This is a genomic window from Telmatobacter bradus (assembly GCF_048629425.1).
Lineage (GTDB): Bacteria > Acidobacteriota > Terriglobia > Terriglobales > Acidobacteriaceae > Telmatobacter > Telmatobacter bradus.
Genome location: NZ_CP184532.1, coordinates 203,266 through 225,075 on the forward strand (window position 1 = coordinate 203,266; position 21,810 = coordinate 225,075).

The 21,810-nt window shown below is 53.4% G+C and carries 13 protein-coding genes; 7 read left to right on the plus strand and 6 right to left on the minus strand.

Annotated elements, in window-relative coordinates; translation table 11 throughout:
• Position 1 precedes the first annotated feature (1 nt).
• Genes ACOBR2_RS00855 through ACOBR2_RS00885 form a run of 7 tightly spaced genes read left to right on the plus strand, consistent with a single transcriptional unit; the run spans position 2 to position 13,112 of the window.
• Positions 2 to 2,038: a hypothetical protein gene (locus ACOBR2_RS00855; protein ID WP_420238191.1), complete on the plus strand. Its 2,037-nt coding sequence runs from the start codon at positions 2 to 4 to the stop codon at positions 2,036 to 2,038.
• Positions 2,032 to 5,658 carry a contractile injection system tape measure protein gene (locus ACOBR2_RS00860; protein ID WP_420238192.1) on the plus strand — a complete coding sequence of 1,209 codons (3,627 nt, stop codon included), beginning with the start codon at positions 2,032 to 2,034 and terminating at the stop codon, positions 5,656 to 5,658. Before ACOBR2_RS00855 ends, ACOBR2_RS00860 begins: the two co-directional genes overlap by 7 nt.
• Positions 5,622 to 7,874: a hypothetical protein gene (locus ACOBR2_RS00865; protein WP_420238193.1), complete on the plus strand. Its 2,253-nt coding sequence runs from the start codon at positions 5,622 to 5,624 to the stop codon at positions 7,872 to 7,874. Before ACOBR2_RS00860 ends, ACOBR2_RS00865 begins: the two co-directional genes overlap by 37 nt.
• Positions 7,871 to 9,226 carry an ATP-binding protein gene (locus tag ACOBR2_RS00870; protein WP_420238194.1) on the plus strand — a complete coding sequence of 452 codons (1,356 nt, stop codon included), beginning with the start codon at positions 7,871 to 7,873 and terminating at the stop codon, positions 9,224 to 9,226. The genes ACOBR2_RS00865 and ACOBR2_RS00870 overlap by 4 nt, the downstream gene beginning before the upstream one ends.
• Before the next feature lie 12 nt (positions 9,227 to 9,238).
• Positions 9,239 to 9,814, plus strand: coding sequence for a DUF4255 domain-containing protein (locus ACOBR2_RS00875; protein ID WP_420238195.1), 576 nt, complete (start codon positions 9,239 to 9,241; stop codon positions 9,812 to 9,814).
• Positions 9,811 to 10,872 (plus strand): hypothetical protein, encoded by a 1,062-nt coding sequence (locus ACOBR2_RS00880; RefSeq protein ID WP_420238196.1) that lies wholly within the window; start codon positions 9,811 to 9,813, stop codon positions 10,870 to 10,872. The genes ACOBR2_RS00875 and ACOBR2_RS00880 overlap by 4 nt, the downstream gene beginning before the upstream one ends.
• Before the next feature lie 41 nt (positions 10,873 to 10,913).
• A complete protein-coding gene (locus tag ACOBR2_RS00885) occupies positions 10,914 to 13,112 on the plus strand; it encodes a DUF4157 domain-containing protein (protein WP_420238197.1) in 2,199 nt (732 codons plus the stop codon).
• Between the two features lie 93 nt (positions 13,113 to 13,205).
• Here the strand turns inward: ACOBR2_RS00885 and ACOBR2_RS00890 are convergent, their stop codons facing one another.
• From ACOBR2_RS00890 to ACOBR2_RS00915, 6 genes are all read right to left on the minus strand, one after another.
• Positions 13,206 to 13,664, minus strand: a complete 459-nt coding sequence (locus ACOBR2_RS00890; protein WP_420238198.1) for a phage tail protein — start codon at positions 13,662 to 13,664, stop codon at positions 13,206 to 13,208.
• Positions 13,665 to 13,816: 152 nt separating this feature from the next.
• Positions 13,817 to 15,292 carry a phage tail sheath family protein gene (locus ACOBR2_RS00895; RefSeq protein ID WP_420238199.1) on the minus strand — a complete coding sequence of 492 codons (1,476 nt, stop codon included), beginning with the start codon at positions 15,290 to 15,292 and terminating at the stop codon, positions 13,817 to 13,819.
• Between the two features lie 652 nt (positions 15,293 to 15,944).
• Positions 15,945 to 18,167 carry an Ig-like domain repeat protein gene (locus tag ACOBR2_RS00900; protein ID WP_420238200.1) on the minus strand — a complete coding sequence of 741 codons (2,223 nt, stop codon included), beginning with the start codon at positions 18,165 to 18,167 and terminating at the stop codon, positions 15,945 to 15,947.
• 168 nt (positions 18,168 to 18,335) lie between these two features.
• Positions 18,336 to 18,734, minus strand: a complete 399-nt coding sequence (locus tag ACOBR2_RS00905) for a DUF488 domain-containing protein (RefSeq protein ID WP_420238201.1) — start codon at positions 18,732 to 18,734, stop codon at positions 18,336 to 18,338.
• 5 nt (positions 18,735 to 18,739) lie between these two features.
• Positions 18,740 to 19,063, minus strand: coding sequence for a cupin domain-containing protein (locus tag ACOBR2_RS00910; protein ID WP_420238202.1), 324 nt, complete (start codon positions 19,061 to 19,063; stop codon positions 18,740 to 18,742).
• Positions 19,064 to 19,143: 80 nt separating this feature from the next.
• Positions 19,144 to 21,441, minus strand: a complete 2,298-nt coding sequence (locus tag ACOBR2_RS00915) for a nitric-oxide reductase large subunit (RefSeq protein WP_420238203.1) — start codon at positions 21,439 to 21,441, stop codon at positions 19,144 to 19,146.
• Positions 21,442 to 21,810: the final 369 nt, after the last annotated feature.

Genomic DNA, 21,810 nt, shown 5'->3' on the forward strand with positions numbered 1-21,810 from the left:
CATGCCAGGCACCGCTTACATTCCGAGGCATAAGGGAAAAGTTAGCGAGTACTGCTACGACAGCCTGCGCAACATGGGGATCGCGCGCATTCAGGAGATGGCTGCCCGTCTATGGACCGACTACAACGAGCATGATCCCGGCGTCACCATCCTGGAGCAGGTCTGCTATGCACTTACTGACCTGATCTATCGCACCGAATTTCCGGTCCCAGACTTTCTCGCCGACGAGCAGGGTGCAATTCACTGGGAAGAGCAGTGCCTGCTTCCTCCCGAAGTAGCCTATCCGGCCAGGCCGACCACCGAACTTGACTATCGTCAAGTTATTCTCGATGCGGTTCAGGAACTAGAGGATGTGCGGCTCGAAGTTGTCTCCAACCAGGATGGAATGCCCTCGGGCCTCTACCGGATACTGTTGCGGCCACGCGTTGAACCGGCCAGCTCCAGCAACGAAACTGCCACGACTGCGCCGAAGGTCAAGCAGTGTAATCACGAACAGCAACTGCAGCTCGTCAAAGCTGCCCGCCGTGCCTTCTATGCAGCCCGCAATCTTTGCGAAGATATCGACTCCATCGTTATTGAATCGGCGGTCGATTTCAAGTTATACGCATCGGTCGAAATCAGCGAAGGTTTCGATCCTGCCACGATTCTGGCTCAAATCTACTATGCGTGTGGAATGTGGCTTGCAGCGGGCATTGAGTCTATCTCGTATGAACACGCGCTAGCTCAGGGCGTCGATCCTGAAGTGCTTTTTCGCGGCCCGCTCGTCCATTCGGGAATGATCGTAAGCAACCGCAGCGCATCGCGCAAGGACTTTCCTTCGTCAGATATTTACGCGCTCATCAAGGCCATACCCGGCGTGGAAAGTGTGTGTACCTTTCCCAGCACAACCAGCGCGACGGCGGCCTCGGATAGCGTTCTGCGCCTCTATTGGCCACAAAGTGACGAGGAGATCGGGGTAAAGCTCTTCCATAACCACCGGGATATAAAAGTTTCGCTGCATGATCTGACGATGCGTTATGAAGAACTCGACTTTGCCACGCGCAGCATGCGATCCGACAATTGCAATTCCATTGTGCCGCGTCCGCAAGGCAAGTCGCGTCATCTTCAGGAATATCTTTCCATCCAGCACCAGTTTCCGCTCATCTATGGCGTTGGGCCGCGAGGTCTTCCTGCCTCCGCTACAGCGCGCCAGAAGGCACGTTCACACCAACTCCAGGGCTATCTCCTCTTCTTTGATCAATTCATGGCAGACCAGATGGCAACCTTGGGAAATATCCGGCAGTTGTATTCCAGCGAGATCGACAAATACAAAACGTATTTTTCTCAGCTTCTTGATCAAGATAGTTTTCCTGAATTTGAGGAAGTTTGTGACCGCGACGGTCTTTCTCATTTGCAAAAAGCCATCGCATCTCGCCAGTATGTCAGCCGGTCCACGCGACTGCTTGACTATCTTCTAGCGCTTTACGGTGAGGCTTTTTACGATGATCCGCTGATCCAGTGCGCACAAAACCATATGGCCAAAGATACGGACGCGATCATCGAAGCCAGGATTGCGTATCTGAAGAGCATTGCCAGCATTACACGAGATCGTGCCGCAGCAGTGGACTATATTCAGCCTCCCGGAGATCGATCCAATCGCTCGGGGCTCGAAACCAAGCTCAATCATATTCTTGGGTTCGAGCAGATCTATTTGTCTACCGGCGAAGGCTTGCATGTTATCGAATATATTCTGCTTCGCCCCGCGCAGTGGACCAAGAGCAGCGATTCCACACTCCGTTTTCGGGTTTGCCTACTCTTCCCGGATTGGCTACTCCGCTGCAAAGAGCCGGCCTTTCGCAAGTATGCAGCGGCGGCGGTTGACTCCTGCTGCCCGGCGCATATTCATGCCGATATTTTCTGGCTTACACGCAAGTGCATGGATATCTTCGACAGTCTGTATCATGCGTGGAGGTTGTCCGCGAGAGAGCAGGCAAAAGCTGATTCATTGTTGGCGTTTTTAACCCGTCTCAACAACAAGGAACAAGGCGAGGGATGCTGACGACTCACCAGGTGTGGGATTTCGGTTTCAATGTCTCCTTTGACTCAGAGGCTGAGGCATTCGGGCAGCAATCCCGTCTCAGGTTGTTTGTCTCTGAGCGTCTGGTGGAAGCCGCAGGAGAAGTCCTTGCCAAGTTGGACCCTGCCGATGGTTGCATCCTGCGCTTGGATGAATTGCAGATTGATCTTGGCAGTCTTCCGATGCACGGCTATTACGATAAAGCCGAAGCGCGCTTTCGCGAACAACTGGAAAAGCAGATTCGCCACTCTCTGCATTCGCTTCGTCCTATTGTTGACTCCGAAAAAAATCAAGCATCTGCGTCCCTGATGACTGCTGCGCAAAATGAATTCGACATTGTGATATGGACGCTCGAACGCGGATATCTCCCCTGGAACGTTCGCAGCCTTAAATCAAGCATCTTCGAGGAGATGCTTCGGCGTGTGATTCAGCAGGATGGACCACGCCTATCTGCTCGTCTGCTGCAATCACAGAGAAAGCGAAGTATTGCGCGTCGGATCGCATGGCGAGTGCCGCCTGATTTACTGGATGCTCTGGCTGGATTGCTCGGCTCAGACGCTCGTACTCCAAATAAGCCGGAAGAATGGGAATCTCTATTGCTTTGCTCTATAAGCGAGGAAGATGCTGCGGAAGAGCAAAGCGTGGAGGATTGGCACAGCATGGCTGGGATGGCTTTGGCCACGGGCGATGAGGAATGGCTCAGTGCGCAATGGGAAAGTATGGTGGAGGAAGATGCCCTAGGCATCGAATCTATCCTTCGCAATTATGGTAGTCGTTCCGACGCCTGTGCGGCCATGGCTTCCCGATTTACTGATTCTCTTCTGGCAGGCATTGTTCATCTGCTTGAACCGCAGGAAACAGATTTTATCGAAGCTACAACCTGCAGGCCTGAGATCTTTCGCGCCGCTGCGGCAAAGCAAAGTGAAAGCATCAAGGAGACAAGAGAACATCTGTGGGAGTTCACGCTCTCTTACCTGCTTACTGCGCGCGGCAGCCACTTTAATCGGCGCGCCTATCTGGAAAACACAATTCGCCGTATGGCTGCGCACGTTAACAAAGACTACGCAGAACTTCTCACCTCACTCACCGAAGTAGTGAAACGAATCGACGCATCCAGCGCACTCAAAACAGAGTTGCTCGTGCTTCTGGCAGAGATGCCGCAACCTCTGGAAGTTCCTCCACTGCAATCTAATTCCATCGATATCGCCTCGGTAGTCACGCAGGTGACGGAGGATCTTGAAGCGCAGATCGCTCATTGCACAGGTATGCACGGGATCAGTAAACTCATTTCTGCTTATACGCGCAAATATATCCTCGATGAGAGTGGCGATCCACACAATGGACACTTTTATGTAGCAAGCCTGCTTCGTCAGGCATCCGCACAGTATAAAGTCGACGCCCAGTCCATGCTCTTCGGCGTTCTGGGCGCACTTCGTGAAATCGAACTCCCCGACACTCTCGCAGAGGAGTTGAATTCAATTCTGTACAGCCTACATACACCATGGAGGATGGCTCATACCGAGTCGCAACTTGCTGAAGAGGCACGTCTGCATCCTAGCTTGCTGGAGGTCATCGAGCGCGTTGAACCTGCGAGTCCAACACATTCTGCAGCGCTCCAGAACTCCTCTGTGACGCTCTTGCATGGGGTAGAGCATTTTGCGCATGGTGCCCCCGATGAGTTTGTCTCGGCGCTCCTGCAGTTGGCCAAAGAAGTCCAGGATGCTCTCCACGACAGAGCGGAGCTACATAGGCCTGAAGATTTTCTGGCGGGATTCACTCGTAGTTATCTCGCCAATGGAAGACCATTCAATCGGCACTTTTACATCGCCAGCTTGCTTCGTCAGACCGAGCATCATTTTACAATCGACCGCAATTCCTTGTTGCGGGGAATTTCGAAGGCACTTGCTCAAATCAATACGCGTGGAATGGCGGCTCACGAACTTATTCAGATCCTGCGTGACCTAGAAGCGCCATGGACCGATAGCGTGAAGCAGACTCTGCTTACCGGTGAGCTGCAGTTACTCCGGCGTATTGCTGCGGATGAAAAGGCGCGTTGGACGATGATCGAAGATCTTCCTCTGGATGTATTGCGCGATCTTGCTCAGGCGGCCGAGCCATCCTCTGCGGCTCTCATGCGAGAGATCGCGGACCAGCCGCAATTCTTCGAACCGGCACTGCCACAAGCAAATCCATCTACAATCCGTCGTCTGCTTTGGGGCTTCACTTTTTCCTATGCCATGAGTGACCGAGGCAGTTCATTCAATCGTCGTTCGTATGCTGCAAGCACAATCGGCAAGTTGGCTGCACATAACAACATACGCTACGAGGATCTGCTTGCTGCATTCTACGCATTGGTGCAGCAGTCGCATCTTCCCTCATCCATTAAAGCCGAGTTTGTCCCGCTGTTTGATGCTGTCGAGAAGCAGAGGCCGAACGATGATTCGCATTCCTCAGCTGCTCCGCAATTCACTGCTACGCCATCCAGCCCATCCCTTCCCCAGCTTCTGGACGATGCCAAAGGGAAGATAGCGCCAAACCTTATTCCACAATTGCAATCGCAACTGGCGATATGGCTAACAACTCCTGCTTTGCTCTCCCATGCAGAGCAGGAGAAGGTAATCGGCGCTCTGGATTGTCTGATCGATCAATCGCCGGAGTGGTTCCCTCTTCTGCTGCGTAACACGCTCGCAGATCCGATTGCCGCGTCGCATCTAATCGAACGCCTTTCCGAAAAGCAATTGGCCCGCATTCTGTATTTGATCGCGCCACAGAACTCTCAGGTGCTGCTGCATCTGGCGGATGTGATTACCAATTTAGTTGATCACGCCACGCCCGCAATGAAGTGGAGATTTCTTTTTACATATCTAGTACAACACCGCTCTTTTGCATCGGAAAAGATGTTCGTTCGCGAGTTTATCGCATGGCTCGCCGCTCGCTCCAAATCGCAAAGTTCCAGTGAGCTAGCCGCGCTCACCGCAAAGCGTTTGCGTAGTGCCAATCATTCCATGCATGAAGCAGACCACGACGTTATTGCTGAAATCCTGGAACAAGTCGTCCGCAGGTCAACTACGATCAAAGATAAACCTACTGACTTCACGGCGCAGGCTATCTTTGTTTACAATGCTGGCCAAGTGCTGGCCGGTCCATTTCTGTCACGCCTTTTCTCGATGACAGGCCTGCTCGAAGCAAACAAGTTTCGCGATGATCTGGCAGCATGCCGTGCGATTCACCTGATTCAATATCTGGTCGACGGCACACAGTGTTCTTCCGAGCATTTTTTGCCGCTGAATAAAATTCTCTGCGGATTGCAACCAGATGAACCCATACGATGCGATATCGAGCTTACCCAAGCCGAGAAGGATACTGCAGACATCTTGCTGCAAACGATGATTGCGCACTGGACGGCTCTCGGCCATACCTCACCACAGGGCCTGCGCGAATCGTTTCTACAACGCGAAGGCATGCTCAAATTCACCAACGATGCGTGGCAATTGCAGGTTGAGTCGCGCACCTTTGATATGTTGCTCGACAAACTCCCCTGGAGCTATAAAGTTACGAGGTTTCCATGGATGCACGCAGCTCTTTACGTGGAATGGCGTTGATGACAGGTAGATTCTTGATCCTCTCCGCACTCCTCGTCCTTGGCTTGATGGGCGCGGCAACGCCGGGACATGCCGCCGACGCCTGCTCGTCTGCGGCGCAGAAAAACCTCAGTTCGCTGAACTCTACGCAGATCGTTAGTCAGGTCGCGACAATTAGCCACTTTGGCAAAGCCACTATCAAGGATGTGCAAAGCTGCCTCAGTATGCGCGGCTGCTATGCTAACGATCCTCACGATGTAGATGCCATTGTTGGTCCCTATACAACAGCCGCTATCTTTCGTCTTGTATATGGCCACTGCGCTACGGCTCCAGTTCCGGTCGACGAATGCGGCGATGGCCACGAGCCTGTTACTTATAGCCTCTCTGGCGTCGACATCAAGGGCCTGGAAGCGCCGCCTCAGGAATCCGATTCGGATCAGCCCCCTGATGCAACCCCCGATGAGAAAGAAGAGAGTACTGATCTTCCAGAGGACAAAGCCAGTGCTACGCAAGCGAGTCAGCCAGCGATGAGTCCACAACTAATGGCCGGACTTTCGGCTATGCAGGACATTGACTATCCAACACGCAAGCTCTTCGAGAATGCTCTGGACTTTTTTACCACGCAACCACTCAGTAACCCCAAGGACTATGCCTCCGTTGCCAAAGAACTGGATGAATACAAACAGGCAATTCTGAGCCGGGCTTGCAAAGCACATGCACTCACTGGTGCAGTTTCCAGTTGGATTCCCGATTGGGACGCGAATATGTTGTACTCGCTCTCCGATCCGGTCTATGGGATTTCCCCCTTTTGGCTCTCCAATCCCTCCGCGCAGGTCGGCAGTGTGCCGAATGCAACGGCCTCTGCAGCAGCGAAGTTAGTTGATTTTGGTAATTTCGATCGGATCGGATGGATGGGAGTTACCTTTTCTCGGGAGGGCGCTCTGAATCTAGCCACCATCAGGCAGAATGCATCTGTAATTGCGAAACAGGTTGAGACTGCCCGGCGATTTCGTACTAGCGTTGATCTGATTGTTTACAAGAAGCTATCTCGCGAGCAATGGATCGATATTATCTACAGCGGGTCAGACACTTTTACGCAAAATCTTGCAGGCAACATTGCCAACACGGTTGGCGAGCCATTGACAGGGTTCCTTGATCGCTTTCAGCGCTGGGCGATGCCGAGCCTGCTCACTTCACCCACTACTGCATGGGATGGAGTAACTCTGGATCTTCAAGGCTACCCTTATGACGATCCTAGAGGCATGCAATTCCTTCTCCGATTTCTTACACGTCTACGCCAAGACTTGAATCAGAAAGAGCGCCTCAAGACTGTGTGGGGGGCTGCGCGCCATCGCCTCAAACTGAACCTGATCGTGCCTTACGATGTCTTTGTTCCTGCAGAGAATGCTTCACTAGACGATGCCACTACCGTGACTCAATTGGCGGAATTGGTTCCCAAGCAGAGAGGCGATAGCAGTGTGTCGAACGCCAGTTCCGATGTCCCTGGTAGCATCGTAGACGAATTCATCGTCTTTCTTCCTCAGTCTACTAATGACACTAAAAAGCAGCTGCGTCTTGCCGTTGAGTCGGCCTTTAATCGCAATCAGGAAGTTTTGCAGTGGATCAAGACGGATCCATCCTTCTCTATAGCAGCATGGCGCTACCAGATGCTACGACGAATCACCTGTGTCCTTGCTCCTGGAACATGGCAATATCTGGGCGTCTACAGCAAACCTGGCGGGCAATTTTACGACGACATGCTCTATTCCTTTGATAACTTCGGCGCGGTCGGTTTTTGGCCGTTTTCCGAAAGTGCGGGCAATAATACCAATCTATCGGCACAAATCCGGGAGATCTTTGATCGAGAGGGAAACGACTTTGTGGATACCAAGGTTGCACCCATCTTCTATAAGCTCTTGGGAGCGCGCGTTGCTAATTTCTTCTGTGGCTGGCGGCGGGAACTGTTTCTAGCGGTTGAAGTCACGCTTGGCTTGTTTGTAATTTACTTTTCCGGTAGCTTCTGGATCTTCGAGCTACGTAACTTCTACAGCAAATATCAGTGGTGGTTTGCACTGTTGATAGCAATTGCTCTTGCGGTGATTGTCTTGCTCTGTATCTTTGATCGCAATCTGCGGGAGTGGGCGTTGCTCATCTTTATTGGTCTTTTTGTTGCCATGATCGCCGCTCTCTTTGCACGGCAGTACTTCTTGCGCACCATTGAAAGGGATCTGCCATGAGCACTGCAGTATTGGATCCCATGCTCACAGAAAATGCCGCAGTGATCGAACGGGAACTGCAATGGCTGTCCAGCGTGATTGACGCAGCGATTTGCATCTATCTGGGCAATGAATGCGCCTATCAGGATGTGCATGAGATCAATGCACCCGAGATTGATCTCCTATCTTCTCCCTACGCTGCGGCAGTCTGTCAAAATGCCTTGTCTTTCGATGAACGAGTCATTCTCGCTCTTGCGTTGTCGCCCCATGTGCGTCCTCAATTATTGGACCCATTCCTCATTAAGAATCCGAATCTTGATCGCAATTTTACCGAATTCGGTGGCGTACTCAACGGTACGCATTCCGGTTTTATGCCCACCGCGCAAACTGCGGCCTTCGTCCTTTCTGGCACCAGCCTTGCGCGCCGTTTTGAGGTGCAAACGGCGCTCGATGCTGGCAGTAGGCTGCGCCTTCGCAACCTGATACACCTTGAAGACGGTCTTGAGCTTTTTGACTCTCCGCTCACTCTAGCAAAGGAATTCCTCGGCCCGTTCACAACCGGTGCCGAGTATCATCCCGCCTTCAGTAGCGCATTCCCCGCACGTCGCATAACCACGCTGCGCGAGTGGGGTGACCTAGTACTTGCGGACAGCACCATGAACGATGTCGAAGAGATTCGTGCCTGGGTCGAACATCGCCACGCACTGCTCAACGAATGGCAACTTGCATCCAAAATCAAGCCTGGCTTTCGTAGCCTCTTTTACGGGCCGCCCGGTACAGGAAAGACCTTCACCGCTTCGCTGCTTGGCAAATCCTCTGGCCTTGATGTCTATCGCATTGATCTCTCGCTCATGATCTCCAAGTGGATTGGCGAAACCGAGAAGAACCTTGCCTCGGTCTTTGACGAAGCCGAAAAGAACGACTGGATACTCTTCTTTGATGAGGCTGATGCTCTTTTTGGAAAACGCACCTCGACCTCCAGCTCGCATGATCGCTATGCCAACCAGGAGGTCTCCTATCTGCTGCAACGGGTGGAGGAATTTCCTGGCGTGGTGATTCTTGCCTCCAACCTGAAGGGCAACATCGACGAAGCCTTTGCGCGGCGCTTTCAATCGATGATCTACTTTCCCATGCCTTCGCCCGCAGAACGGCTTCGCCTTTGGTGTGGCGCATTTTCTGTTGCGTCCCGGATGGACGAATCGGTTAACTTCGAGCCGTTGGCCGCAGAGTTCGAACTCAGTGGCGGTGCCATCATGAACATCCTTCGCTATGCTTCGCTGATGGCTTTGCGCTGCGGCATGGAGCGGATTCGCATGCAGGATATTCGTCAGGGCATCCGTCGCGAGTTTCGCAAAAATGGCAAGACACTTTAGAGGTTCCATCGCATGATCGATAAAACCATGATCTATTTGCTCGGCGAGTTGAACGGATTTATCGGCACCGTCTTCCCGTCCAGTGAACCGCAGGCGGTACTCTCCAGCCTGGCCTTGCACGATGGCACGTCGCCACGCGAGATAGAAAACAAACTTGTGCTGACGCTGACCAATGTGGAGCGCGAGTATGCTGCCCAGTCGCGGGAAGTTGCATCGTACACGCAGGGTAACTCAGCTTTGCGCGTGGGCCAGTCTCTCAATTTGAATCTCTATTTCCTGCTCTCCGCCAACTATTCCTCCGACTGCGCACAAGCCTTGCGCCTGCTCTCTGCCGCGCTAGGCTTTTTGCATGAACGCCCGGTCCTCACGCCGCAGGATTCTCCGGCCTTTCCCCGTGGTCTGCAACGGCTTACTCTGGAGATGGTCAACCTCAGCATTGGCGAGTTACACAATCTATGGGCCAGTAATGGTTCCAAGTATCTTCCCTCCGCTTTCTATAAGGCGCGTATGATTACCCTCCAAGATGGATGGATCACCGAGCGCGTGCCTGTTGTCACAGGCGCGGCCACCAGGACGTCCACATCATGAGCACGCAATACAACGCGATCTTTGAAGTGCAGTGCCGCCACGCTTACTTTGCCAGCGGCATCTGCCCCGCACTGCAATGGATTCCAACCAGCGATTGCCAGCGGCTGCTTCAGCGGTACGGTTGCCTCTTCCGCAATACCTCCGGAGGCGGAGTCGTCTTTCGCGATGCCAATTCTCCCTGGCAGAATCTCAGCGAACTCGCACCACTCAACTTCGCGTTGATGGATACCGGTGGCCAACTTACGTCGTGCACAGAGATGGGCAGCGCTCCCTCCGTTGCGCCTGACCTGAACGTTTACGCTTTCAGCAATGCCGCCGATTACGGCACAGAAACCGTGGACGGCAACGCTTTGCAACTCCTGCATTCGTCCGGCGATGCCTTCACCGGCAACGCGATTCCCGCGCACCCTGCGCGATTTGTCTATCCCCTTGCCCAGCCTATGACTTCTGCTCTGGTGCAGATCGTCGATCCGTTGGGCAACGAAGTATGGAAGCTGCAAACGAGTGCCCTCGCCGCGCTTTCGCTGGACCTGCGCGAGTTGAACGAAGGCCGCTATCAGTTGAAGATCAACAACGCAGATCCTTATGATTTTTATCTGACTGGCACGGCTCCCGCAGCAGTGTGGGGATACGTCACTATCTATCCCGCGCGCCTTACGAACACCGACGCCGGTCCTGCTAGCTTTCTTCTTTCGCTTGCGTCGCGACAATCCTACTGGCGTTACTACATCGTCAGTCAGTCCCCGACTGATCGCAGCTATGAGAACTCATCGATCACGCTGGCTCCGCCCAAAGGCGGAAAATCGAGTGGCAGCGCGACGGTTTCCTTCTCCGCGCCCACCAGCCAAAGCCTCAACGGCCCGCCCGCCTGGATCTTTGAATCGGCAGACCCCATTGCCCTGTACGAATACCCCGCGGATCACTACGAAGTGACATTGCGGAACAACAGCCAAAGCAGTGGAACCGCGCTACCATATGCACGCGCAAATACCACGCGATTGATGAAAGATGCCAGCGGAAACGTGCGATACTGCTCGGAGATATTTGTCTATCTCTGACGTTGCACGTTCCCGGGAATCATGATCAGGAGGAACAGAAGATGCAAGCAGTGAGCCAGCAAGTAGCGAACAAGAAGAAAACTGCCACCACCGCCCAGCGTGCCAGCCGCTCCACTGCTGCAGTTCCATCCTTCCTCGCCGACAGCCCCCGCATTACCGCCCAGCGTCAGCAGATCGGCAGCGCCTTTGGTAGCGCGCTGCAGGCGAAGCCAAAAGAGAAACCAAAACAATTGATGGAAAATGCGGAGACTCTTCAGGCTAAACCCAAAGAAAAGCCGAAGCAACGGAAGGCAAGCGAAGATACCTTGCAAGCCAAGCCCAAAGAGAAGCCCAAGCAGTTGATGGCGGCTTCGCAGGTGCTACAGGCACAAGGAGAAGGACAGAGTGCTGCGCGCAAGAACAACACCGGACTGCCAGACAATCTGAAGAGCGGAATCGAATCGCTCAGCGGCATGTCGATGGATAGCGTGCGCGTCCACTATAACTCTGCCCAACCCGCACAGTTGAATGCATTGGCTTATGCGCAGGGAGCGGACATCCATGTTGCTCCAGGACAGGAACAGCACTTACCCCACGAGGCATGGCACGTTGTGCAGCAGGCGCAGGGACGCGTTCAACCAACGATGCAGATGAAAGGCGGGGTGCCGGTCAATGACGACAGAGGGCTGGAGCATGAGGCGGACGGAATGGGAGCAAAGGCCATGCAGAGAGCCACAGTTGAGTCGAATGCACACATGCACAAGAGCCAAGTCTCCATCAAACATGCGCAAAATGTCAACCCCTCTTTTGCTGGACAGGGCGCGGTGCAATTGACGGCATGGATGAAGCAAGGCGAAGAGTGGAAGCGCAAAAAACAGACAAAGTTCGGTGACAGCATTAACTGGGAGCGTGATACTTCCGGCGAAAATACTCCTCCTGCCTCCAGCATTGGAGAAAATGGGTGGGTGTACAGCTCGAACAGAATTAAGTACTTCACTAAGTACTCAGACTATCGCAACGAAGTCCTGTTAGATCGGCCGAGTAAAGACAGTGGGGAGATTGAAACAACAAGCGTTGGGTCGGAAGAGAAATTCTTAAAAGGCAGCAAGGAAAAACTTAAATTTAAAAAGGATGTAACCCATAATTATCTGTTGTGGTCTGTGCCGAAATATACCGGCAAACAGATGCTGCGTGAGCCAGAAGGAAAAGGTATGCACCTTGCAGATGTTTCTGGTGAGGCAAAAGCCGAACAAAAAGCCAACCGCGGCAAAGGGTACATGATGAAGCAAACGCTCGAGCATTTCGAAGCGCTTACCGCTCTAAAGGCCAACCTCGGCAACGAGAGCGACTTGAAATCACGTGTGGTTTCTCAGTATGGGAAAAGAATTCCTCCTTCTCAATACGATCCAAAAAAGGTTGATGCCTTGCATTATCCTCGGGATCCTCAATATCAAAGCGACTTAATCGATACTTTGAAGAAGATAGATTCTTTTTGGGATGTAGATCAGGCAGCAAGGGGAAATAAGATTGCGGAGATAAATAAGACCATCACGGAGGCAGCAAGCGCCCGCCTAGCCACTGAAATCACACGCCTATTGAAAGTGCATCAGGGGGATCAAAAACGCAAAAATCGCAATAAAAAGGAGAGTGAACCATCGAGTGGGCGTGCATTTAATAAACAGTTCTATGGGAGCGGGTTCCCGCAGCGGTTGATGCAGTCAATTAAGGCGAAAAAGGGCCTAGATGGCGCAATCGGAGACCGAGACGGTACAGAAGAAGTAACAAGAGCACCATTAGTGGATCGAACAAAGAGAGACAAGAAGTCTGGGGAACTGATCGGAGGAAGAAATGCAGTCTTCGAAACGATTTGGGGACCAAAATCCACTAAGGTTGTCAACAAAGCTGCCATGCGCAAAGACGCAGTTGTATCCCATGGATTGAAATATCATTTTTCACCAGCTAATACGGTGCAGGCCAAGTATGAGTTTCCTCCCTATAAAGTACTCGTGGAAACAACTTTGGATTGGATAAAGAATGAAGGCACGAAGCAGGAGATGAAATACTACAAAAAGGCGATTGAAGCGCTCAATAAAATCCTGGATAACATTGCAGGCCTCAACGCCAAGACGCAAAAAGATTCGTTGAAAACTCTGGGAGAGAAAAGGGCTCCGAAAATCAAGGAAATTCAAAATAGCAATAATGATCTAGTCATTGCGATGGCGAATCTACGCGGAGAATTGCTCAAAGGTCAACAAAAGTAGGATGCTTTTCAGTTTGGCAGACTATGTGTGTCTAGTTAGAAATATGCCCCAGGTCTCTAATCCAAGACCTGGGGCGACAGAACGAATGAAATATCAAGCATTCGCGATGGTAAGCCCTTCATGCGCGATCTCAATTGTTTCGACGGCGACTTCGTTGCCATCCGATTTGAGATCGGTACCAGTGATTTTAGTGGGCCAGGCATTGGCCAAGGTCCAGGTCATGGTGGCGGCACCGGCTTCATCCAACAGGCTGATAGTCACCGGTACGCGTTTGATGGTGTTCATCTTGATCTGGTTGAACCAGACCCAGAAGTTATTGTCTGACTTGAAGACGCCCTTCTTCATGGTCACGTTGCCAGTCTTCTTGATGCCCGGCATCTTGATGACTGAGAATTCTGGACTGTCTCCGTGGCGATACTCGATAGGCTGCGCCTCGATGTCGAGTCCGGAGACTTCCTGAAAGGACATCACGGTGCTGTCCCACTTCACCTGAAAATAAAATTTGGGAAGCGGCCAGACGGTTTTTGATTGTGCCGATCCGTCATCTGCCATTACATATCTCCTTTTCGGTTATGGGTGCACGCAATACTCAAAGCAGTTCTCCAATCGGTGTCGCCCTTGTCCGCATTGCAGCAGGTTGCCTTTCCTTGATGAAAAGCAACTCTGCGGCATGGGCTCTGGCGTAGAGCAATTGGAGAACGGCTCTAGGACTTCTGCATCTGCTGCTGGAAGGTGATTTCGATAAACTCGGCAGGCCGCGTGACGGCTACCAGCACCGTTACGCGCAGAATACCTTCGAGAATATCGTCGGCCGTCATGGTTTCGCCCAGTCCACAGAAGACGGCAAAGGCATCGTCGGGAATCGCTCCCGCAAGTCCTCCGCGCTTCCAAATTCCGGTAAGAAAATTACGAATCATGCTCTTGATCGTGACCCAGGTGGTCGAGACATTGTTCTCGAAGACGTAGGCCTTGGTGGCCAATTTGATGGACTGCTCAAGCATGATCATGGTGCGGCGCACACTGATGTAGCGCCAGTCGAGGCTGTTGCCATCAAGCGTTCTGGCTCCCCACACCAGCACGCCTTCTCCGATAAAGGAGCGAATCGCGTTGATCGATTTTCCCTGCACGTCTACATTGAGCCCTTCCTGATCGGCACTCGATATGTTGACGGTAGGGGCAATCACGGAGTTTAGGCTGACATTCGCGGGGGCCTTCCAAACTCCCAGCGTGCCATCCACCATGGAATAGACTCCGGCGATAGCCGCCGAGGGTGGCAATAGATTCACTTGTGCCACGGCTTCAGACATCACCTGAACAAAGATCGGGCTGGTGGCCACCAGCGTCTTGTTCAGTAAGTCGGCAGTGTATTTGCTGAGCGTGGTGATCTCCTGGAGGATGGCGGGTGGCACCGTGCCTTCCGTCGTCAACAGCGTCGTAAGGCTTGCCTTGTCGATGTTCTGATAGGTGATGTCCTTGTCGCCCAGAATGCTGGTTTTCAGCCAGGGATAGTAAGCGGCAGCATAATCCAGATAATTGATGCCAACATCGTTGCGGAAGGGCTCCACACTATCTTTAGGATCCTGGAAGCCGTCGTATACATCGAGAATGGCAACCCGGCTCTGCATATCCAGGCCACAATGCTGGAGCGCGGCTTGTTGTACTTTGATGCACAAGGCTTCGCTGGGCAGATGCACGGCGTCAGGAATGACCACCATGGTGGGTTCCTGTTCCTTCAGGAGGAGAGCAATGCCACCGGTTAAATCGCCATCGTCGATGGTTTTGTCATATCCACCGACAGAAACGATATAGCAAGGTCCACCGCCGTTCTGAAAGAACAAAAGCATGCTGCTGTAAAGCAGAAACTGCTGTTCGAGTTTCAGCGTGCTGGCAACATGGTAATCCTTGCCTTGCAAGGTAAAAGCTTTGGATGGCAGCGGAGGAGCAGCGGTTGGATCTATTGCGGCGACATTGAATATGGCGGGCGGTGCGCCACCGAAGTAGAACTGATATTCCGCCATGGAGCTAATGCGCCATGGCACATTGAGAAGCGATTTTCCCTTGTTATCTGCCGTCTGTGTGTATCCGATAAAGGCCGGCACGGCCGTCGCGACTTCGACAACCGAATTAGGAAAAGCTGGCTTCTCGACGATGTAAACACCTGGAGTCTTCATTACAGGCATCGAACCCTCCGTAGACCTATGCAGACTGCGCCCGCATGATAGCACGACACACAAGCCAGATGCTATATGCCTAAATCGTTCTTTGTGCATCCGAATAACGATGCCGCGGCAAGGCAAATATTTCTCTAATTTATAAGGCAAAGTCGTAATCGTAACAGGATTGCAATGACGAGGGCCGCCCTCTTTCGGGTGCAGTGCGGCGTGCTGAGGCTTCATCGCTGCATGTCTTCATCATCCCCGGCGTGCTACTCGGCTTGGACGTGGAATGAGGTTCGTGCGGAAGGGGTGGCTGAATTGAGGTTTTGCGACGGATTTTATGCCCCAATAAATCAACAGGTAAGCTATTTCTCTCCGTCCGAGTAGAGCGTTGTTGAGGCAATAGCGAGCCAGATGATGTCTCCCATCCTTTAGCGCGCTAGTATATCCATCCTGTCTCATCGGAAGGTAAGCTATTGCGAAAGTTAAATGATTGGTCGGGTGGGCAGGTTGAACGGTAACTGAGTGAAGTAGAGTTGCTGGGGGGGGGCAGTATGGCGGTGGAAGGTACAGTGGATCGGTAAAACCTTTGTGGGGTCAAAGCTTCATCACAATTCTAGCTATCAAAAAAACAGTCCCCGACACTGTGTGCCGGGGGCTGGAAGATTGATTTCATTTACTGTGCCAGTGTGATCGTGACGTTGCCAGACGCTGTTGCATAGTTTGTGCCTCCGGCATACGTTGCGGTGATGGTATGACTCCCTGCGGAGAGACTGGCTGTTGAGAAGCTGGCAGTTCCGCTGCCATCAACAGCCGCGGTTGCCAGCAGTGTCGATCCATCGTAGAAGGAAACGGAGCCGGTGCTGTTGGGTGCTCCTGCGCTCCATGAGCTTACTGCTGCCTGAAAGGTAATGCTGCTTCCCACTGACGTGTACCAGGTGGAAGGCGTCAATGCAACCTGCACAGGTGCGGAAGCTATGGTGAAGCTTTCCGTCTGCGATGTGGCAGCCGCGTAGTTGGTCTGTTGAGCATAGCCAATGACCACGCTGTGTGCACCAACCAGGGGCTTTGCCACGGAGAACTGCGCATTGCCGTTGCTCAGCGCCACGGCCGTGGCAGCACCACCATCGTAGCTGTAAGTAATGTTGCCCTGTGCTGCTCCGGCATTGGAACTGGCTGTAACTGTGCACTGATAATCCGTGCCATAGTCATAGTTGGACGTGCTCCAGCAGGACGCAGACAGATTCACCGGAACTGGATTGACGGTTAGTACAGTCGGAAGAGAAGTTCCGGCCTGATTATTCGTATCGCCTGAATAGACCGACGTAATCGAGTGAGTCCCTGCGCTGAGTCCTGGAGAAATATACCAGTAACCACAGCCATTGCCCTGCAGAGAGATGGTTGTCAGTAGCGCGCCACCATCCATCACCTGAATGGTTCCGGTAGTCGTTGCGCTTGTAGCTCCAGTTACGCACACCGTCAGATTGGTTGCACCTGGATAGACCAGTTGCGTTCTGTTGAAAGTTTGAATGATGGCCGCATCGTAGACGCTCAGGGATAGGCTTGCAGACGAAGCGAGGTGATTCGGGTCGCCCTGATACTGCGCTGTAATCGAAAGTGCGCCGGAAGCCGAAGGCGTAAAGGAGCAGGTGGCAACTCCGGAGGCATTGAGCGTCGTTGTGCACAGCGTATTGGAACCGGAAAGGAAGATCACCGTACCGCTGGGTGTTCTCGCACCTGTAACCGTGGCTGTGAGCGTGCCAGTTGTTCCCTGCATCGCTGGGTTTGGATTAGCAACAAGCGCTACACTGGTTGTTGCTTTGTTCACCGTCAGTGTTGTTGTGGCGCCGATGCTTTTGTAGTCCGTCGAGTCGTTTGGAACGAAGGCTACTGAAAGCGTCTGTGTGCCTGCATTCAGCACCGTACCTGAGCCGGGAGTGTACGTGTAACCGCCAGCCAGAGTGGTGCCTGTTACTCCAGTTGCCACCGCATCCAGTTGTGTGCCGCTCAGGGCCGTGCCATAAGAAATCGGTGCTGGCGTTGGCCAGGTGAGCGTTGGTGTTGCCTGATTGACAACCTGTGTCACCGAAGCAGAAGTCGCCCCGCTCCAGTTATCGTCACCACTATAAACAGCGGTGATTAAATGCGATCCTGCCGTCAGTAACGAAGTCGAATACGTGGCGCTTCCGTTGCAGACTGTGCCAGTGCCCAGCGCAGTGCTTCCATCCATAAAGGTGATTGTGCCGGAGGTAGGCGTTGGCAGTGTGGTGGTGAAGGTCACCGTGTCACCATAGGTGGAAGGATTTTCCGATGAAGCGAGTGTAATCGTTGGTGTTCCCTTGTCGGCGGTTCCACTCAACGTGATTTGCTGCGTCTGCGTGACTCCGTTGTTTGTAATTGTGACTGTGCCGGTGCGCGTTCCGGCTTCTGTGGGCTGGAACTCCACAGCCAATGCGCAGCCTGCGCCTGCGGCCAGCGTCGAGCTTGCAGTACCGCATGTGTTACAGCTGGCGATTACGAAGTCTCCACTTACCACTGGATCCGCGTTGAAGGTTAGTGTCTCTGTTCCAACGTTGGTAATGGTAGCGGAGACCGCGCTTCCGGTTGTCCCCACAGCCTGTTCCGCAAAGCTCAACGCGCCGTTGAAGCCGAGGGTGCGAATGCGCGCATTGCCCGCGTCCGCCAGATACAACGTTCCCTGGCTGTCGATCGTCACGCCCTGAACGCCGTTGATCTGTGCCGCTGTATCCGGCCCTCCGTCACCGCTGTAGCCTGCGGTACTGGTTCCGGCGATGGTATTGATGTTGCCGCCCGTTGTTACTTCACGAATCCTGTAATACTCTGACGAGACCTGCCGGGCAGTTGCGGAAGAGATGGTGACTACCGGTGTAATGAGCATGCCCGTCGTGGATCGAGAGAGTGGACTCGTCATTGGAAGTATCAGTGCTCAGGAGCTATTGTCGGGGCGAAGGCATGCAGTCGTTCGAGAGTCGGAACGCAGTCGATCTTTTCAGCTTCAGGCGCGGCGTAAATAGCGTCTCAAGGTTGTGTCGGGTCCGGTGCGAGTTCACTCTTCGTTTTTTTGATGGAGCCGTTTGTCGAGAAACTCCTTCAATGCAACGGCATTGTTGTGCTCTGGATCATGGGAGCTATAGATCAACGTGACTGTGCCGCGGCTTGCTGCTTCGAGGATTGGAAGCCACGAGCTTTGATTCTCCTTGAGCTCTGCAAAATAGCGCTTGCGGAATTCATTCCACCGCGCAGGATCGTGGTTGAACCACTTCCGCAAGCTGACACTGGGAGTAACGTCTTTAAGCCATGCCTGAATCTCCAGCGACGATTTCTTGATGCCTCGCGGCCACAAACGTTCAACGAGAAAACGCGATCCGTCTGCGCCAGATGACGCTTCATATACACGCTTGAGCTGAATCCGCTCTGCAAGCGGTGCCTGTTGATCAGCTTTCATGAGATTCAATGGCCTCCTGTCTTGATCTGGACAAGTAGCATTCTGACGGGAGATTTAGCCGAGATGCCATGTGGTAGCATCGCCGGCATATGGATGAAGGAGCCGGCTTGAGCACTGACCTTGTCGTTGCCAAGCTGGACCTCAGCATTTCCCTCAAGAAAATAGAGAATGGCGGGTGTCGGCGCTGAATGTGCGGAGAGTTCCTCTCCCGCCGCGAAGCCAAAGAGAGTCACGTTGGCGTAGTCGTCCTTATGCAGGACGTGGCTCAGAATACCCTTTTCCGGCAGGGTGAGTTCATTTTGCAGGTTGGCAAGAAATGTATAGTCCATGAGTCCTCCGTGCTTGCTGTTCGATGAAACCACCAGCGGCGCATTCCGAAGAAAGTGCCGCTGGGTACATCGCGGGCTGATCAACGTCCCGCGGGTTCAATGTTGCGGTTCTTCGCGTCGACAGAGCCAGATGTATTTCCACTCTCAGGCACCGACTTGTCGTACGAGTGACCGGTCAACAACCCGAGAACAAACCATGCAAACAGAGCCGCTCCAATCGAGAATAGGATGTCTCCCGGAACGCGCATCCAGCGCAGGGTCTGCATGGTGCCGGACTGCATGAACTCCGCTGAACGCGCATACCATGTACCGTGCTCGACCGATGCCCACGCTTGCAGAAGGCCCACCGGCAACATGCTGAGGACAACCATGAAGATCAGGCCAAAGTTGAGGGACCAGAAAGACAACTTCAGAGGCCCTTCCTTCCACTTGTGACCTGGCTTCAGTGCGCGCAGGCAGAACAGAGTAAGGCCAAGTCCCAACATTCCATAGACACCGAATAACGCCGTGTGTCCGTGAACCGGTGTGAGGTTCAGTCCCTGCACATAGTAGAGGGAGATGGGCGGATTGATGAGGAAGCCAAACAAGCCGGCTCCGACCAGATTCCAGAACGCAACCGCGACAAAGAAGTAGATGGGCCACTTGTAGTTGGCAATCCAGGGCGATTTCTTGGTTGGCTGTGCGAGACGAATATTCTCCCAGGCCTCGTAGCCGATGAGCGTGAGCGGCACCACCTCGAATGCGCTGAAGATCGCTCCCAGGCCGATGACCGCGGGAGTCGCACCGGCAAAGTAGAGATGATGAAAGGTGCCAATGATTCCTCCGGAGAGGAAGATGGTTGTCGAGAACAGTGCTGCCTTGGTCGCAGTACGGATCTCGATCAGCTTGAGCCGCGTGAACAGGAACCCTATGACCACTGTTGCGAATACTTCAAAGAAGCCTTCAACCCAGAGGTGAACTACCCACCAGCGCCAGTACTCGGCAGTAACGAGGTGACTGCGCTGACCATACATCAAGCCAGCCGAATAGAAGAGCGGTATGGCGATGCTCGAGATGAGGAACAGAATGAGCAGCGACCGGTCTTCACTCTTGCGGGCAAGCGCTGGCTTGAGAGCGGCAACCATCAGGACTAACCACAGAACCAGGCCAATGAACAGCAGGATCTGCCAGAATCTTCCCAGGTCGACGTATTCGTATCCCTGGCTGCCGAACCAGAACCATGCATTACCGAGCCGCTGCTGGATTCCAAGCCACTCGCCGGCAAGCGATCCGCCGACCACGAGAATCAGCGCACCAAAAAGCACATTCACGCCGAGCCGCTGATACTTTGGTTCGTAAGCGCTGACGGCGGGACCGACGTAAAGTCCGGTTGCCAACCATGACGTAGCAATCCAGAAGATCGCAATTTGCAGGTGCCATGTGCGCGTGACTGCGTAGGGCAGATACTTATCGAGAGGAAAGCCGTAGAATCCGTGCCCCTCGACTCCGTAGTGAGCTGTGAGGACGCCCATCAGTATCTGTACGCCCCAGAGGACGACCACGATCAGGAAGTATTTGAATGTCGCGCGCTGCGAGGGAGTCGGCTGGAAGGCGAGGAACGGATCTTTCTCCGGATACGGGCCGTGAACGAGTTCCTTCTCCTGCGAGGCGTACCACCAGACCAGGCCACCGATACCGGCCAGAAGACCGACAAAACTGAGGATGCTCCACAACACCGAGCCAGAGGTTGGCACGTTATCGACCAGGGACTCATGTGGCCAGTTGTTGGTATACGTGGCATCGGAACCCGGACGCTCGGTGCTGGCTGCCCATGAGGTCCACCAGAAGAACGCCGCGAGTTGCTGCTGCTTGGCAGGGTTTGTCAGTGCACCCTGCGGAATAGCATACTCCGACCGGCCCGTGGCAAACACATCGGTGTAGTAGGCCTTGAGTTGCTCAAAAGCCGCAGCGCGATCCGGATCGATCGTGACACGATTCCGAGCAGCGTCGTAGGTGTTGGTGCGCATATCGCGGATCAGGCGGGCCTTGAATACAGCCTGTTGATCCGGGCTCAAAGCGGCGAAGTTTGGCGAGCCTGATCTGACGGCCCAGATGTTAAGAAGAATTTCGGACTCGCGGTGCAGCCAGTCGGCGCTCCAATCGGGCGCAACGTAGGCACCATGGCCCCAGACGGTGCCGATCTCCTGGCCGCCGATCGATTGCCACACACCTTGCCCGTCCGTGATGGAGCTTCCGGTGAAGAGAAGCTGCCCATCCGTGGTGTAAACGTCGGGAATGGGTGGAGCTTCGCTGATCATCTTCCTGCCCACGCCTCCGAGCACGGCAAACGATCCGATGATGACGATGGCCAGAGCCACCCAATAGCGCTTATAGGACATGGTTACCTCTCGACTGAGAATGAAGATCACTGTGCGTTTGCTTGCTGTCGGCGAATGGAATCAGACGCACTCGTCTCGGTGCCGATGATCCTCCCGAAAACGAAAATCAACTTGGGTAAAGCTCATGGGAGCCTCCTGCCTGAGTACTGCAATGAACTCACCGTAGAGGTAAGTCAGGCGTCGATGCAGGGACTTAAGTCACCAGGAGATCAATCTCCTGCTCTTTTCCTGCTGGGAGGGCTTTCTGGGGACAGGCAAAACGAAATCAAATACTGATTTCAGTGACTTAAGTCGCTTTCAGGGGCAAGTATTGTCACCTAGATTTGCTAAGGGTACGGGAACCTCATTCATCCACCGTCGTGTTTTACG